General features: G+C 60.0%; 14 protein-coding genes. 5 read left to right on the top strand and 9 right to left on the bottom strand.

Going from position 1 to position 12,714, the window contains the following annotated elements; all coding sequences use genetic code 11:
- The first annotated feature begins 50 nt into the window (after positions 1 to 50).
- Entirely contained in the window at positions 51 to 1,592 is a 1,542-nt protein-coding gene (locus PDO_RS01000) for a bifunctional aminoglycoside phosphotransferase/ATP-binding protein (protein ID WP_007596696.1), read from the top strand.
- Here PDO_RS01000 and PDO_RS00995 read toward each other — a convergent pair.
- The 5 genes from PDO_RS00995 to PDO_RS00975 form a co-directional block, all read right to left on the bottom strand.
- Positions 1,589 to 2,047 carry a hypothetical protein gene (locus PDO_RS00995; protein WP_007596694.1) on the bottom strand — a complete coding sequence of 153 codons (459 nt, stop codon included), beginning with the start codon at positions 2,045 to 2,047 and terminating at the stop codon, positions 1,589 to 1,591. The genes PDO_RS01000 and PDO_RS00995 overlap by 4 nt on opposite strands.
- 76 nt (positions 2,048 to 2,123) lie before the next feature.
- Positions 2,124 to 3,059, bottom strand: coding sequence for an energy transducer TonB (locus tag PDO_RS00990; RefSeq protein WP_007596692.1), 936 nt, complete (start codon positions 3,057 to 3,059; stop codon positions 2,124 to 2,126).
- A complete protein-coding gene (gene exbD / locus PDO_RS00985) occupies positions 3,056 to 3,529 on the bottom strand; it encodes a TonB system transport protein ExbD (RefSeq protein ID WP_007596689.1) in 474 nt (157 codons plus the stop codon). The genes PDO_RS00990 and exbD overlap by 4 nt, the downstream gene beginning before the upstream one ends.
- Before the next feature lie 4 nt (positions 3,530 to 3,533).
- A complete protein-coding gene (exbB, locus tag PDO_RS00980) occupies positions 3,534 to 4,739 on the bottom strand; it encodes a tonB-system energizer ExbB (protein ID WP_007596688.1) in 1,206 nt (401 codons plus the stop codon).
- 167 nt (positions 4,740 to 4,906) lie between these two features.
- Complete coding sequence (locus tag PDO_RS00975) at positions 4,907 to 5,824, bottom strand: 1-phosphofructokinase family hexose kinase (protein ID WP_007596680.1); 918 nt, start codon at positions 5,822 to 5,824, stop codon at positions 4,907 to 4,909.
- Positions 5,825 to 6,057: 233 nt separating this feature from the next.
- Here PDO_RS00975 and PDO_RS00970 point away from each other — a divergent pair, with 233 nt between their 5' ends.
- The gene (locus PDO_RS00970; RefSeq protein ID WP_007596679.1) at positions 6,058 to 6,678 is read left to right on the top strand and encodes a riboflavin synthase; all 621 of its coding nucleotides are present in this window, start codon (positions 6,058 to 6,060) and stop codon (positions 6,676 to 6,678) included.
- Positions 6,679 to 6,685: 7 nt separating this feature from the next.
- Here PDO_RS00970 and PDO_RS26595 read toward each other — a convergent pair whose 3' ends face one another.
- Positions 6,686 to 7,093 (bottom strand): response regulator, encoded by a 408-nt coding sequence (locus tag PDO_RS26595; RefSeq protein WP_007596677.1) that lies wholly within the window; start codon positions 7,091 to 7,093, stop codon positions 6,686 to 6,688.
- 215 nt (positions 7,094 to 7,308) lie between these two features.
- Between PDO_RS26595 and PDO_RS00960 the strand changes: the two genes are divergently transcribed.
- Positions 7,309 to 7,710, top strand: a complete 402-nt coding sequence (locus tag PDO_RS00960; RefSeq protein ID WP_007596675.1) for a hypothetical protein — start codon at positions 7,309 to 7,311, stop codon at positions 7,708 to 7,710.
- A gap of 56 nt (positions 7,711 to 7,766) precedes the next feature.
- Positions 7,767 to 8,252 (top strand): MgtC/SapB family protein, encoded by a 486-nt coding sequence (locus tag PDO_RS00955; protein WP_007596673.1) that lies wholly within the window; start codon positions 7,767 to 7,769, stop codon positions 8,250 to 8,252.
- 7 nt (positions 8,253 to 8,259) lie between these two features.
- Here the strand turns inward: PDO_RS00955 and PDO_RS00950 are convergent, their stop codons facing one another.
- On the bottom strand, positions 8,260 to 9,054 hold the full coding sequence (locus tag PDO_RS00950; protein ID WP_007596672.1) for an SDR family oxidoreductase: 795 nt from the start codon (positions 9,052 to 9,054) through the stop codon (positions 8,260 to 8,262).
- Positions 9,054 to 9,242: a DUF3008 family protein gene (locus PDO_RS00945; protein ID WP_007596667.1), complete on the bottom strand. Its 189-nt coding sequence runs from the start codon at positions 9,240 to 9,242 to the stop codon at positions 9,054 to 9,056. The genes PDO_RS00950 and PDO_RS00945 overlap by 1 nt, the downstream gene beginning before the upstream one ends.
- Positions 9,243 to 9,400: 158 nt before the next feature.
- On the opposite strand from PDO_RS00945, the gene glgX reads away from it, so the two are divergent.
- A complete protein-coding gene (gene glgX / locus PDO_RS00940) occupies positions 9,401 to 11,479 on the top strand; it encodes a glycogen debranching protein GlgX (RefSeq protein ID WP_007596660.1) in 2,079 nt (692 codons plus the stop codon).
- A gap of 20 nt (positions 11,480 to 11,499) precedes the next feature.
- On the opposite strand, the gene PDO_RS00935 is transcribed toward glgX, so the two are convergent.
- The gene (locus PDO_RS00935) at positions 11,500 to 12,507 is read right to left on the bottom strand and encodes a PAS domain-containing protein (RefSeq protein ID WP_007596659.1); all 1,008 of its coding nucleotides are present in this window, start codon (positions 12,505 to 12,507) and stop codon (positions 11,500 to 11,502) included.
- Positions 12,508 to 12,714 lie beyond the last annotated feature (207 nt).

The raw sequence follows: 12,714 nt of genomic DNA, 5'->3' as shown, positions 1-12,714 counted from the left end.
TGTCGAAATCGGCGAAGCTCCTGCATCGGAATGCGCTTGCAGGTGAGCATATGGAAATCCAAGACCAATCGGCTGTCATCGCCTTTCTCAGCAAGCCGGAAAGCTACGGAACGTCGGATCCGGCCGAAATCATCGAAACCCATATATCGATCGTCTTTCTGATCGGCGACCGCGCCTTCAAGCTGAAGCGCGCCGTCAAGCTGCCCTATGCCGATTTTTCGACCTGCGCCCTGCGTCACCATTTCTGTGAACGCGAGCTGGAACTCAACGGCCGCGCCGCGCCGGAAATCTATCTTCGCGTTCGGACAATCAGACAGACTGCGGACGGCAGGCTTCATTTTGGCGGAGAAGGCACACCACTCGACCATGTGGTCGAGATGGCGCGATTTGCGCAGGCCGATCTCTTTGACCACATGGCCGCTGACGGACGACTGACGGCAGCGCTGATGGAGGAAACCGCAGAACGCATCGCCGCCTTTCACAAAGATGCTCCGGTCAGTCACGCCGAGCGTGGCGCGGCGAACATGGCCGGCGTGCTCGATATCAACGAGGCAGGCTTTGCCACCGGTACGATCTTCGAGCCTGCCGCGCTTACAGGCCTGACATCTGCATTCCGGCATGCCTGGACCCAATATGCGCCCCTGCTGGATCAGAGGGAGAGACAGGGACAGGTCCGGCTCTGCCATGGCGATCTGCATCTGCGCAATCTCTTCCTCGGCCCCGAAGGGCCGCGCATGTTCGACTGCATCGACTTCAACGAGAAGATCGCCACCTGCGATGTACTCTATGACCTCGCCTTCCTGCTGATGGATCTCTGGCACCGCGACTTTCCACACTTCGCCAATGTCGTCGTCAACCGTTACCTCGATCGCACCGGCGATGATGCCGGCTTCGCGCTATTGCCGTTCTTCATGGCCGTGCGCGCCGCCGTTCGCGCCCATGTGACCGCCACCCAGATCGCCGAAATCGGTGACGCCTCAGGCGCGGCAAAGGCGAACGCACTCTCCTACTTCCACCTGGCCGAGCAACTGCTCGTCGATACCAAGCCCTGTCTCGTGGCGATTGGCGGTTTCAGCGGCTCGGGCAAATCAACGCTCGCCGAAGCCCTGGCACCGGTCTTCGGCGCACCACCTGGCGCGCGCATCCTTGAAAGCGACCGTATTCGCAAGGCGATGTTTTCCACCAACCACAGCGAAACCCTTCCGCCCGAGGCCTATCACCCGGAAATCTCCCACAAGGTCTACGACCAGTTGAACGAAAAAGCACACGCCATCGTGTCGGCCGGGGGCAGCGTCCTGGTCAACGCTGTGTTCGATCGCCAGACTGACCGCCAGGCAATCGAAGCGGTAGCCACCGAATGCAACGTGCCGTTCATCGGCATCTGGCTCGCGGCCGATGCAGAAACCTTGCGGGCGCGGGTCGCAGCAAGGCCAAAGGGCGATTCCGATGCCACGACCGATGTTCTGGATCTGCAACTCACCCATGAAACCGGCGCCATCACCTGGCACCAGCTCGATGCAAAGCGCACGATCAACGCTCTCGTTGACGAGATCAAATCAAGGATCGACGTCCAGACTTTAAAGATTGGCTAAAAAGCCGTGCCGTCGGACAGCAGCCAGCGCAGCATGCGGGCAAGATCCCGCGCCACCCAGCTGCCATTGCGCCCGCCAGAAGCACCGAGATCCATGTGATCGAAAAAGCAGATCAGCCGGTGGCTGTCGATGGCATGGAAACGCCAGCCGATTTCCGTCGCCCCGACAGTGGTCGCCGTCACCTTGTCCGCGAGGAATGTCGCCGAGACCGAAGCGCCGGCGAGCACCACCACAGTACAGCGCGTGGTATTGGCATGGACCAGCAACACCGCCTCTACGCCATCACCCTGATTGACCCGCCACCAGCGTTCATCGCGCGCAACTGCCGTCACATGGCGCGGAGGAACATCGGGCGCAATCGCCAGTCTGGCATCAGCGCAGGCCCTCGGAAAGACTTCGTCCAGCCAGCTTTCGATCAGCGCATAGTCGGCTTCATACGCCTGCAGCAAATTCATTCAGACCTCGCCCACATTCCGTCTCCCAGTCAGACTGGATCAACTGGAAAGCAGGCACAAGTCCGCAAATCGGGTGTCAGCGAATATTGAAGCGCACCGGTGCCGTGATCGTCTTGTTGACGCCTGCCGGCGGAGCCGGAACCGGGGATGCGTTCTGGACCATGGCCAGGACAGCATTGTCGAGAGACGGATAACCGGAGGAACGCGACAGGGAAACGGAGAGAACATTGCCGGAATCATCGATGCGGAAGCGCACATAGACCGTGCCTTCTTCACGGTTGCTACGCGCCTCCGACGGATATTTCTTCCGCCGCTCAAGATGAGACATCAAGCGTGACTGCCATTTGGCCGGCGTAACGCTGCGTCCGGCACCGCTGCTGACTGCTTGGGCTGCATTGCGGTTGGACTGGGTGACATCCGCCTTGGCCTGACGAGCGGCCTGAGATGCAGGCAGCGCCTGCTGCTTCTTCACCACCTTCTTCGGCTTGGCTTCCTGCTTCTTCTCCACCGACGGCTCGGGCACTGGTGGCCGCACCATGGGGATCGGCACCTCGACATTGTCGAGTTGCGCCATCACCATCTCCTCGATCGGATCGATTTCTTCCACGGGTTCCGGCAGAGGCTCAGGTATGACCGGCGGCGGCTCGACGATCTGCTCGACCACCTCTTCCTCAACGACAGGTTCAGGTGGCGGCGGCTCCGGCAAGGGCTGGACCGGCGGCTCTTCCAGCGGTTCCGGCAAAGGTTCGTTCGACGCCGTCTTGATTTCTTCGGCATCGACCGTTTCGCTCGAAACCTCGGTTTCCTCGGTGATCACGGCTTCCGGCTCCGGCGCCAGTTCGATCATGATGGCGGCAGGCGGGGCTCCATCGGCAAGTTCGATCGGCGGCTCACGCAGCATCAGCGCCACGGCGCCAGCATGGGCGGCAAGAACCGTCAGTCCTGCCGTCGTCCAGAGCAGCCATTCGCCGACCACCCGTGCTGGAGACCTGGGCTCGCCGTTGATGTTCATGGCTGCGGCTCCGCCGTTGGCGCAGCTTCATCTGCGCTCTGCGGCATGGGCAGGGTCTCGAGCCCCACGAGTGCGATCTTGAGATAGCCAGAGTCCCGCAGCAGATTCATCACTTCCATGAAGTTGCCGTAGTCGACCGTCTTGTCGGCACGCAGGAAGATCCGCGCGTCCTTGTTGCCGGTCGTCAGGCGGTCGAGGGCACCGCCCAGCGCTTCACGCGTCACCACGTCATTGCCGAGCGCAAGGCTCATGTCGCCCTTGAGGGTAACATAGACCGGCTCGTCCGGCCGCTGCGCAGGCTTGGCAGTGGAGGCCGGCAGGTCGACATTGACGTCGACGGTCGAAAGCGGTGCCGCCACCATGAAGATGATCAGCAGGACCAGCATGACGTCGATGAACGGCGTGACGTTGATCTCATGATTTTCGCTGAGATCGTCACCCGAATTGTTATCGCGAATACCGCCGGCCATGATCTTACTCCGCAGCCATCGTCACGGTCTCGGCGCGTCCACCCCGAAGGGCCGTCTTGCGGAAATCCAGGTCGCGGCTGACCAGCCGTTCGATCCCGGCCGATGCGTCGGACAGCAACTGGCGATAGCCGGTGACCGAGCGGGCAAAGACATTGTAGATGATAACCGCCGGAATGGCCGCAACCAGACCGACAGCCGTGGCCAAAAGCGCCTCGGCTATACCGGGTGCGACAACCGCGAGATTGGTCGTCTGGGTTTCCGCAATGCCGATAAACGAATTCATGATGCCCCAGACCGTGCCGAACAGGCCGACGAACGGCGCCGTCGAGCCGATGCTGGCCAAAACGCCGGTGCCCTTGGCCATCTGCCGCCCGGCGCGGGCCTCGATCCGGCCCAGCGCAGACGACACGCGCTCCTTCACGCCGGCACCACCGGCATGATCGATCGCCGCGTCCGAAAGAGACATTTCATGCTTGGCCGCGCGGACCATGGTGGCAACGACACCACCACGGCGCTCGAGCGCAATCAGGGCATCCTGCAGCGAGCGGGCCTTGACCACGGCCTTCAGTCCACGATTTGCGCGCTGCCTTGCGCCAAACAACTGCAGGGTCTTGGCAACCCAGACGGTCCAGGTGACGAGGGAGGCGAATGCCAGCGACAGCATGACCGCTTTTACCACCCAATCCGCCGCCATGAACATGCCATAGGGCGAAAGGTCGTGCGGCAGGATCGCGTCTGCCGATACATCCGAAGGCGCGACGGCATCGACCGGCGCCGTCTCGGAAGAGGGAGCAGGTGCGGGTGAAGCCGAAGCGGCAGGTTCGCCGGAAGCCGGCGCTTGAGCGTTGACGGCAGGCTCGGCACCAGGCGTGCCGACCACGGGCGAAGCCGTTGCCGCGGATGCAGGCGCTTGTGCCGGGACATCGACAGGCGGCACACTGGCCGCGGGTTCACTGGCTGACGGTGCATTGCCTGCCGACGCCTGTGCCGTAGAGGCAGCATCAGTCGAGGGAGTGGCGGCGGCCGGCGTGACACTTTGTGCAGCGGCGGGGACATTGGGTACGATCGGAGAATTCTGCACGGCTGAGGCAGCTGGTGCGATGGCCGGCGCGCCGTTTTCCTGGGCAAGAACAGCCGTATGGGCCGCGAGGCCGACCAGCATGGCCAGGCCGATCATTCTGATCGAAGGTCCCGAATGAGTGAGAGGCATTGGGAGCTCCCTATATGTAACTCGGTGCTAAAAGGACCGGCAACGATCAAGCCGCGCCGGTTGCGCTGCCTCTCCTTAATAAACCTGACTACTTGTGACAAGTAATAATGATGCACGCCAATCAAAAAAGCGGACAGTTGCGCACAAGTTAGAGATCGGATTCAATCTCACTGGCGTTCGAAAAGATCGATGACATCCTGACGGCGGCAAAGCTCCGTGCCGGCCGTCATCACGGCAGCAGCGCCCGCCGCCTGCCCGAAGCGGAATGCCTCGTCGATGCCATATCCTTCTGCCAGGGACCAAGTCATGCCTGCGACAAAACTGTCCCCGGCCCCGACAGCCGATTGAACAGGCACGGAAATCGCTGGCACCCGGACAATCTGATCTGCAGACACGAGTATGGCGCCATCGGCTCCAAGGGTCACAGCGATATACTGCGCGCATCCCTTGCGCACATAGTCCTGCGCCGCCGGTCCGACACTGTCGTGATCGAGCGTCCGGCCGAGGAAGGCTTCGAACTCTCGAAGGCTCGGCTTGACCAGAAACATGCGGGCTCGCGCAAGTGCTGCAGCCAGCGCCGGGCCGGACGTATCGAGCACGAAACGCGCACCATTGGCTGCCGCAAGTTCGGCCAGCCGCACATAGCAGTCATCCGGCACGCCACGGGGAAGGCTGCCGCTGGCAACGATGTACTTGGCATCCGACGTGGCGACGGCCTCGAATACAGGCTCGAGTTCCGCATCACTGACCAGCGGCCCTTCCGGCACGAAACGATATTCCATATTGGTCGACAGCTCATGCACCGCATAGGCAACCCGCACCGGATCGTGGATCGGAAAGGCGCGCGTAGCAATCGCCAGCGGCAGCAACATCGTTTCCAGCAATTGCCCGGTGGCGCCACCGGACAGGAACATCAATTCGCATTTGCCACCGAGCTCGCTGATCACCCGAGCCACATTGACGCCGCCGCCGCCCGGAAACTGCTGCTGGTTGAACGTCCGCGTCTTGTGGGTATGGCGTACCACGTCGGCATCGCTGGAAATATCGATGGCCGGATTGAGGGCAATGCAGAGAATTTTCGTCATGATGCAATCGACCGCTTTTTGAAACAGGAGAAATTCACAGACGATCTATATCGCCTGCCATTTGGCCGCGGCAACCCGGGCGAAAGACGGGTGCCCGCACCAATCTACGGCACTTCATCCCACGCTTGTGCGACAAATACATCTCGACTGTTGAACACTGCGATCGGGAAATGGGGATTGTCTTTGCGCAAAGAGACATTACGTTCCGCACAATCGTCGAAGGAAAGACAGTCATGTATACCGGTATCGTTCAAGCCGTGGCCCCGGTCACCAACATCGTTCGCCATGACGGCTACACGCAGTTCCATGTCGAGTTGCCGGAGCGACTGATGGGAGAGCTCCAGATCGGCGCGAGTGTCTCGATCGAGGGCGTCTGCCTGTCCGTCACCACCATCACCGGCAACCGCGTCACCTTCGACGCCATGGATGCTACGCTTGATCGGACCAATCTGGGCATCCTGAGCATTGGCGACGGCGTCAACGTCGAGCGTTCAGCCAAGCCGACTGACGAGAATGGCGGACACAACATTGCCGGTCACATCGCATCAACGGCAGAACTCGTCGCTTCGAAGATGGACATGCCCGGCGCGTTTATCCGTTTCCGCGTCCCGGAAGAATGGGCGAAATACGTGTTCAAGCGGGGTTACCTGGCCGTCAACGGCGCCAGCCTCACTGTCGCAGAAGCGGAGGGAGACATGTTCACCATCAACCTCATTCCCGAGACACTGCGGCAGACGACATTCCCGCGCTACAAGCCGGGTGACCCTCTGAACATCGAAATCGACCACCAGACGATGGTCATGGTCGATGTCGTGGAGCGTACTCTGGAACGGCTGATGACGAAGGCACAGTGACCTTCCATCAATGCTGGCCCTGCCTTTGCCCTGCTGAACCATGCCCTGGTGAGCCGTCGCCCATCAGGGCCCTGAGCACCTTGCCGTAGTCCGCAGGCTTTGAAGCGCAGAGCGACCTGGGGATGCCGTTTTCCTCAATTTCACGGATCGCCGAACCTGACACGATGCGGAACGGAATGCCCTGGCGGAGCAGACGCTGCACCAGCGGCGTGACCGCACCATCGCGGACCTGGAAGTCGAGGATAGCCCCCGAGATGTGCTCGTGCTCGAGAATGTCGAGCGCATCGCTGACGCTCTCCGTCGTGATTACATTGACACCAGCCCGTGCGACGGCATCGGCGGCATCCATCGATATGAAGACATCGTCCTCGACAATGAGGATTGTATCGATCGCTAAGGCTTGTCCTGCTGGCATCACTGATCTCCTTCGACAACACAACGTGCTGTCGAAGGCTTTGTTCAGATTTTCTTAAAATGCCAAATGACATGGTAAACAAGGCCTTAAGGCCTTTGGCGTCGAAGCACCTCGGCAACGGTGTCAGATGCCATCGAAAAGCTCGATGGAACTCCGGGGCACAGTCTGCGTTTTTCTCCCACGTTTTGCCACGGTGTGTGAAAAGGAGAACAGCCATGCAGATCATTGAAACCCGGGTTCGCGAAGGAAATGGTGTGAAGGCGGGCTTCACAGTCGATTTCATTGGCGATGGCAATGAGCGAATTTCGGTGGAGATGGCGCAGAGCGGCAACAATGCCTTGACCCGCGACAACGCCGTGCAGAAGGCCCGCGTCATCCTGCTGCAGGCGGGTTCTTTCAACCCGACCGAGAAGGGTGGCGAGGGCAAACAGGACAGCGATGCCCCCTCCGAAGCCAGCGAAGCCGTCAAAAGCCTGAACCAGGAACGCAAGGACGACAACCGCAGCGGCAGCGCCTTGCAGGAAGGTCTCGAAGACAGCTTTCCGGCAAGCGATCCGGTATCCGCGACCTACACGTCGACGGCCGCGACTGAACAGAAGCCCGAACAAAACCACTGAAACAGGCAAGGGCGGCGATCATAGCGCATCGCTGCCCATTTTTGGATTGAGGCGTCATGCCAAGCGAACTTTTGTCTTTCGGGACCGAGACCAGTCTTCCTTTGTCGTCCATCGTGCTGCGCCTTTTCGTCGCCATGATATGCGGTGGTGCCATCGGGTTCGAGCGGGAATGGCGCAGCCGTGCCGCCGGGCTTCGCACACACATCCTTGTCTGCCTTTCAGCGGCGATCGTTGCCCTTCTCACCATAGAAATCGTGCACTACGACATCTTCCAGGGTGAGGAAGTCAGAATGGACCCGCTCCGACTGATTGAAGCGGTCACCGCCGGTGTTGCGTTTCTCGCCGCCGGCATGATCGTCTATTCCAAGGGTGAGGTTCAGGGCCTGACGACGGGGGCTGGACTGTGGTTTGCCGGGTCAATCGGACTGGCTTGCGGTCTCGGTTTCTGGCAGATCGGCCTGATCGCCAGCACCTTTGCGCTGGTTGTCCTTTGGCTGCTGCATTTCGTTGGTGCCAAGCTACCCAACAGTGACGACACGTGAACTCCGACTAGCGAAGCAAGCTCTGCCCGCCATCGATCCAGATCGGCGTGCCGGTCACGTGACGAGCACGGTCTGAGGCCAGGAAGGCGATAACTTCCGCAACATCCTCAATCGTGCCGGCTTTGCCACCAGTGAGTGGTATATCCCCGTCCGGAAAGACCACTGGCACCTCCGTCTGCTTGCGCTTGCGCATTTGGGTATTGTCGTCGATTTCCGTCTTGATAGAACCGGGACATACAGCATTGATCCTGATCCCGTGCCGTCCGAGCTCGAGCGAAAGTTGCTGGACCATCGCAAGCTGGGCTGCCTTCGTCGCCGAGTAGGCTGTCGCCCCGGGTGTGGTGAACGACCGGGTACCATTGATCGATGAAACGACGATGATCGAACCGCCGGTGCTTTTCATGCGCGCCACGCCGTAGTGCAGTGTCAGGTAGGTCCCGCGCAGATTGATCGCGATCGTCTGGTCGAACTCCGCGGGTTTCATATCGTCGATCGGAGCCCAGATCCCGTTGATGCCTGCGTTGGCGACAATGATATCAAGCCTCCCGGTTGCCTCGATCAACTCGCCCACCGCCTTGGCCATGTCCGCATCGACACTGACATCAGCAACCAGCACCATGCCGTGGCCGCCTCTTGCCTCAATTTCCCGCAACACCGACAACAGTTCGTCCTCAGTGCGTCCCAGCAACCCGACAAAGGCACCCTCTCGGGCAAGTTTGAGAGCAGCCCCCATTCCGATGCCCGATCCGGCGCCGGTTACAAGCGCGGTCCGCTGCGCGAATTCCTTTTTATCCGCTGCCATCAACGACCACCAACATGCTCGGGCTTGCCCTTGCGTTTGGTCGACGCCAGATCCGTCAGTTCTTTTTCCGTCATGCTCTCAGCCATGCCGCGAGAAGCGCCTTTGAGATCGGACTTGCGAATGTCTCCTCGTTTGGCAGCCAATACAGCGCCCGCTGCTTTCTGCTGTGCTTTCGACTTTGCTGGCATGATCTCAGTCCAAAAATGAGGGCAAGTGCGGCGCCCGATTGGCATGAGCACAAAACCGGCAAGCGTATTGAATGTTCCGCCCCGGGGTCGAGCGTCTGGAACAAAAAACGCGATTGGCGCTTTAAGCAGCGCAACCCCCAGCCATTCGAGGATTTTTGATGGACGCCAGAAGCACGCACTTTTCCATCCAGGCCGGCGATTGGCAGCAACTCGGCGCCTATTTTGATGGGGAGGGCACCAACTTTGCACTCTTTTCCGCCCATGCCGAGCGCGTCGAACTCTGCCTTTACAACGAAAACGGCAGCGCCGAGATCGCGCGGATCGAGCTTCCCGAATACACCAATGAAATCTGGCACGGCTACCTGCCCGGCGTCGGTCCTGGAATGCTGTATGGCTTCCGGGTTCATGGCCCGCATGATCCAGCCAACGGTCATCGCTTCAACGCCAACAAGCTGCTGCTTGATCCCTACGCGCGTGAACTCGTCGGCGACTTCGCCTGGTCGGAGGCGCATTTCGGCTACGACATGAACAGCGATGACAAGGACCTGTCATTCAACACCCTCGACAGCGCTTCCGTCACACCGAAATGCCGGGTGATCGACCCGAGCGCCAGCCGTATCAGCAACGAGTTCAGCAGGATCCCCTGGGCCGACACGATTGTCTACGAGACGCATGTCAAGGGTTTCACCCAGCTGCACCAGGCCATTCCCGAACATCTGCGCGGCACGTTCGAAGGCTTGGGACACAAGGCGGCAGTCGACTATGTCAAGAGCCTTGGCATCACCTCGATCGAGCTTCTGCCCATCCATGCCTTCCCGGACGACAGCCATCTTCTCGATCGGGATCTTCGCAATTACTGGGGCTACAACACAATCGGCTTCTTCTCACCGGCAAGCCGCTACTATGGCCCGAACGGCCTGGCCGGCTTTCGCGACATGGTGCGTGCCTTCCATGACGGTGGCATCGAGGTCATCCTCGACGTGGTGTACAACCATACCGCCGAGGGCAACGAAATGGGGCCAACCCTGTCCTTCAAGGGCATCGACAATTTCTCGTATTATCGCACCCTGCCCGACAATCATCGCTATTACATCAACGATACCGGCACCGGAAACACGGTCAACACATCCCATCCGCGAGTGCTGCAAATGGTGATGGACAGCCTGCGCTACTGGTCGGAAGAGATGCATGTCGACGGTTTCCGCTTCGATCTGGGCACCATTCTGGGACGCGAGCCGGAAGGCTTCGACCAGCGCGGCGGTTACTTTGACGCGGTCTGCCAGGATCCTGTCCTGTCGAAGGTCAAGCTGATCGGTGAGCCTTGGGACATTGGCCCGGGAGGTTATCAGGTCGGCGGCTTTCCGCCCGGATGGGCGGAGTGGAACGACAAGTATCGCGACTCGACCCGCGAATATTGGCTCAACGGTGACAATTGCGCACCCGACTTTGCCGCACGCCTGCTCGGCTCCGGCGACATCTACGACCTTCGAGGTCGTCGTCCCTGGGCCAGTGTCAATTTCATCACCGCGCACGACGGCTTCACGCTGAATGACCTCGTCTCTTATGACGGCAAACACAACGAGGCGAATGGCGAGGACAACAACGACGGCCACAATGACAACCGCAGCCACAACTATGGCACCGAAGGACCGACCGACGACGAAGGCATCATCGCGCTGCGCGAGCGCCAGAAGCGCAATTTCCTGGCGACGCTGTTCTTCTCCCATGGCACGCCGATGTTGTTGGCCGGCGACGAGTTCGGCCGTTCACAAATGGGCAATAACAACGGCTATTGCCAGGACAGCGAGATCAGTTGGCTGCATTGGGACAACCTGCCGCCCACCTGTGACGAGTTGCGCGAATTCACCCGTCGCCTGATCGCGCTTCGAAAGGCTCAACCCCTGTTGCGTCGAGCCAATTGGCGCGACGGGACCGTCATCGACTGGTACAACGTCACGGGCGGTGCCCAGCGCCCGGAGCACTGGCTTGATGGCAACCCCCTCGCCCTGAAGCTCATGCGCGAGGATCTCGCCGAACAGGACAACATTTGGCCAGAAATCCTGCTGCTGTTCAATCCGGTCGACCACGACATCGATTTCACCCTGCCGAAGACTGACGGTCGCGACTGGCGCCTGGAACTGACGACTTTCGATCCGAACCGCGCCGGCGACGTCGCCCAGGAAGGCCAGCCGTTCCTCCTTCAGGCTCGCTCACTGGCCCTCTTGCGCAGAGCATGACGAGACCGGATGGCTGATGCTCAGGCTTCCGCCATCCGGGTCAAAACCTCGAAATCGTAGAATTGGCCTGCCAAGAACAGCCGCCGCGCTGAAATCTGCACCGGAACGATCTCGCCCGCCGCATTGCGAATATCGGCAATCTGGCCCTCATAACCACCATCACAATCAAGCAGCATCAGCCTGTGCGCTCGTGCCTCGCTTCCCACCACTACGCCGGAAGCAACCATTTCATGACCACGAATGTTGTCCCAGCTATGGCCCACGAGGTCGAGATAGGCTTTGTTGACCCTGATATAGCGGGAGGTATTCTGCCCGATGGTCGAGATGGAAAACGCAACCGGAGACAAATCGAAAAGCGCCTGAATGACCGGATCGGACATCGCAACCGCTTCCGCCTGTTGCATGGCCGCAGGAGAGTAGCCGTCGATGTCATCGCGCTGTGCGAGGTCATAATCTGCCGGAAGCGACAACTCGTCGCGCAGGACCGCAACGAGACGCCAGAGATCCACCTCGAGGAACAGCGGCTTGTGGCTCTCGGCGACCTCACGCAGGCTGTCCGGCAATTGAGAGATCAATTTTTGCAGGCGCGCGGCTTCATGCTTGACGGAATCGGCTTGAATGAGAAACTCGAACTGCTTGACCGCGATCTGCCGCGTGAGCAGATAGGCGGCGTCCAGCTTCAGCTTGCGCTGTTCTTCGACCTCTTCGATCGGTGTGACGCCGTCGGATATCGGCAGACTTTCGAGCAGGGACCAGACACGCGCCTCCTCGGGTGAATTCTCAATCTTCGATCCGACCTGTGGCGCATAGCGGATCAATGCCAGGATGGTCTCGACACCGAATTCGTCGACATTGGCCGCATGCCTTGCGCCCAGCGCATCCTGTATGAACGCGGTCAGCCGGGTTGGAGCACGGTTGTCGTCCAGATACAGGCTGACTTCACAGATGTCCTCTGGAAAGCCGAGCCAGGAATATTCACTGCGGAACGCCGCCAGCGCCTCACTATTCAGAACCGCAACGGCATACATGCCTTCTCCTATACAATCGCCTGACGATGAAGCGGAGATGGCCCTGTTGGAGAAATTTGCGGATCGCCACAATGCGATCCATGAATTTCCGCTCGCTCATTTCCCGGACGAGCCCACTCTGCCTCGCGGTTATGCCAAGCATCTCGCCCCACTTCCAAGGGCACGACTGTATAGAATGACGAAATTTATATATATATATTTATGCTG

The organism is Rhizobium sp. PDO1-076 (assembly GCF_000247475.1).
Classification (GTDB): domain Bacteria; phylum Pseudomonadota; class Alphaproteobacteria; order Rhizobiales; family Rhizobiaceae; genus Allorhizobium.
This window is presented reverse-complemented; position numbering and strand designations above follow the sequence as displayed.

What these genes read in the sequence shown, in the direction of transcription:
- PDO_RS26595 (WP_007596677.1), bottom strand. Translation starts at nt 7,093, where the DNA reads ATGCCAGCAGGACAAGCCTTAGCGATCGATACAATCCTCATTGTCGAG.
- exbD (WP_007596689.1), bottom strand. Translation starts at nt 3,529, where the DNA reads ATGGCCGGCGGTATTCGCGATAACAATTCGGGTGACGATCTCAGCGAA.
- PDO_RS00970 (WP_007596679.1), top strand. Translation starts at nt 6,058, where the DNA reads ATGTATACCGGTATCGTTCAAGCCGTGGCCCCGGTCACCAACATCGTT.
- PDO_RS00990 (WP_007596692.1), bottom strand. Translation starts at nt 3,059, where the DNA reads ATGAACATCAACGGCGAGCCCAGGTCTCCAGCACGGGTGGTCGGCGAA.
- PDO_RS00935 (WP_007596659.1), bottom strand. Translation starts at nt 12,507, where the DNA reads ATGTATGCCGTTGCGGTTCTGAATAGTGAGGCGCTGGCGGCGTTCCGC.
- PDO_RS00945 (WP_007596667.1), bottom strand. Translation starts at nt 9,242, where the DNA reads ATGCCAGCAAAGTCGAAAGCACAGCAGAAAGCAGCGGGCGCTGTATTG.
- PDO_RS00960 (WP_007596675.1), top strand. Translation starts at nt 7,309, where the DNA reads ATGCAGATCATTGAAACCCGGGTTCGCGAAGGAAATGGTGTGAAGGCG.
- PDO_RS01000 (WP_007596696.1), top strand. Translation starts at nt 51, where the DNA reads ATGGAAATCCAAGACCAATCGGCTGTCATCGCCTTTCTCAGCAAGCCG.
- exbB (WP_007596688.1), bottom strand. Translation starts at nt 4,739, where the DNA reads ATGCCTCTCACTCATTCGGGACCTTCGATCAGAATGATCGGCCTGGCC.
- PDO_RS00975 (WP_007596680.1), bottom strand. Translation starts at nt 5,824, where the DNA reads ATGACGAAAATTCTCTGCATTGCCCTCAATCCGGCCATCGATATTTCC.
- PDO_RS00955 (WP_007596673.1), top strand. Translation starts at nt 7,767, where the DNA reads ATGCCAAGCGAACTTTTGTCTTTCGGGACCGAGACCAGTCTTCCTTTG.
- glgX (WP_007596660.1), top strand. Translation starts at nt 9,401, where the DNA reads ATGGACGCCAGAAGCACGCACTTTTCCATCCAGGCCGGCGATTGGCAG.
- PDO_RS00995 (WP_007596694.1), bottom strand. Translation starts at nt 2,047, where the DNA reads ATGAATTTGCTGCAGGCGTATGAAGCCGACTATGCGCTGATCGAAAGC.
- PDO_RS00950 (WP_007596672.1), bottom strand. Translation starts at nt 9,054, where the DNA reads ATGGCAGCGGATAAAAAGGAATTCGCGCAGCGGACCGCGCTTGTAACC.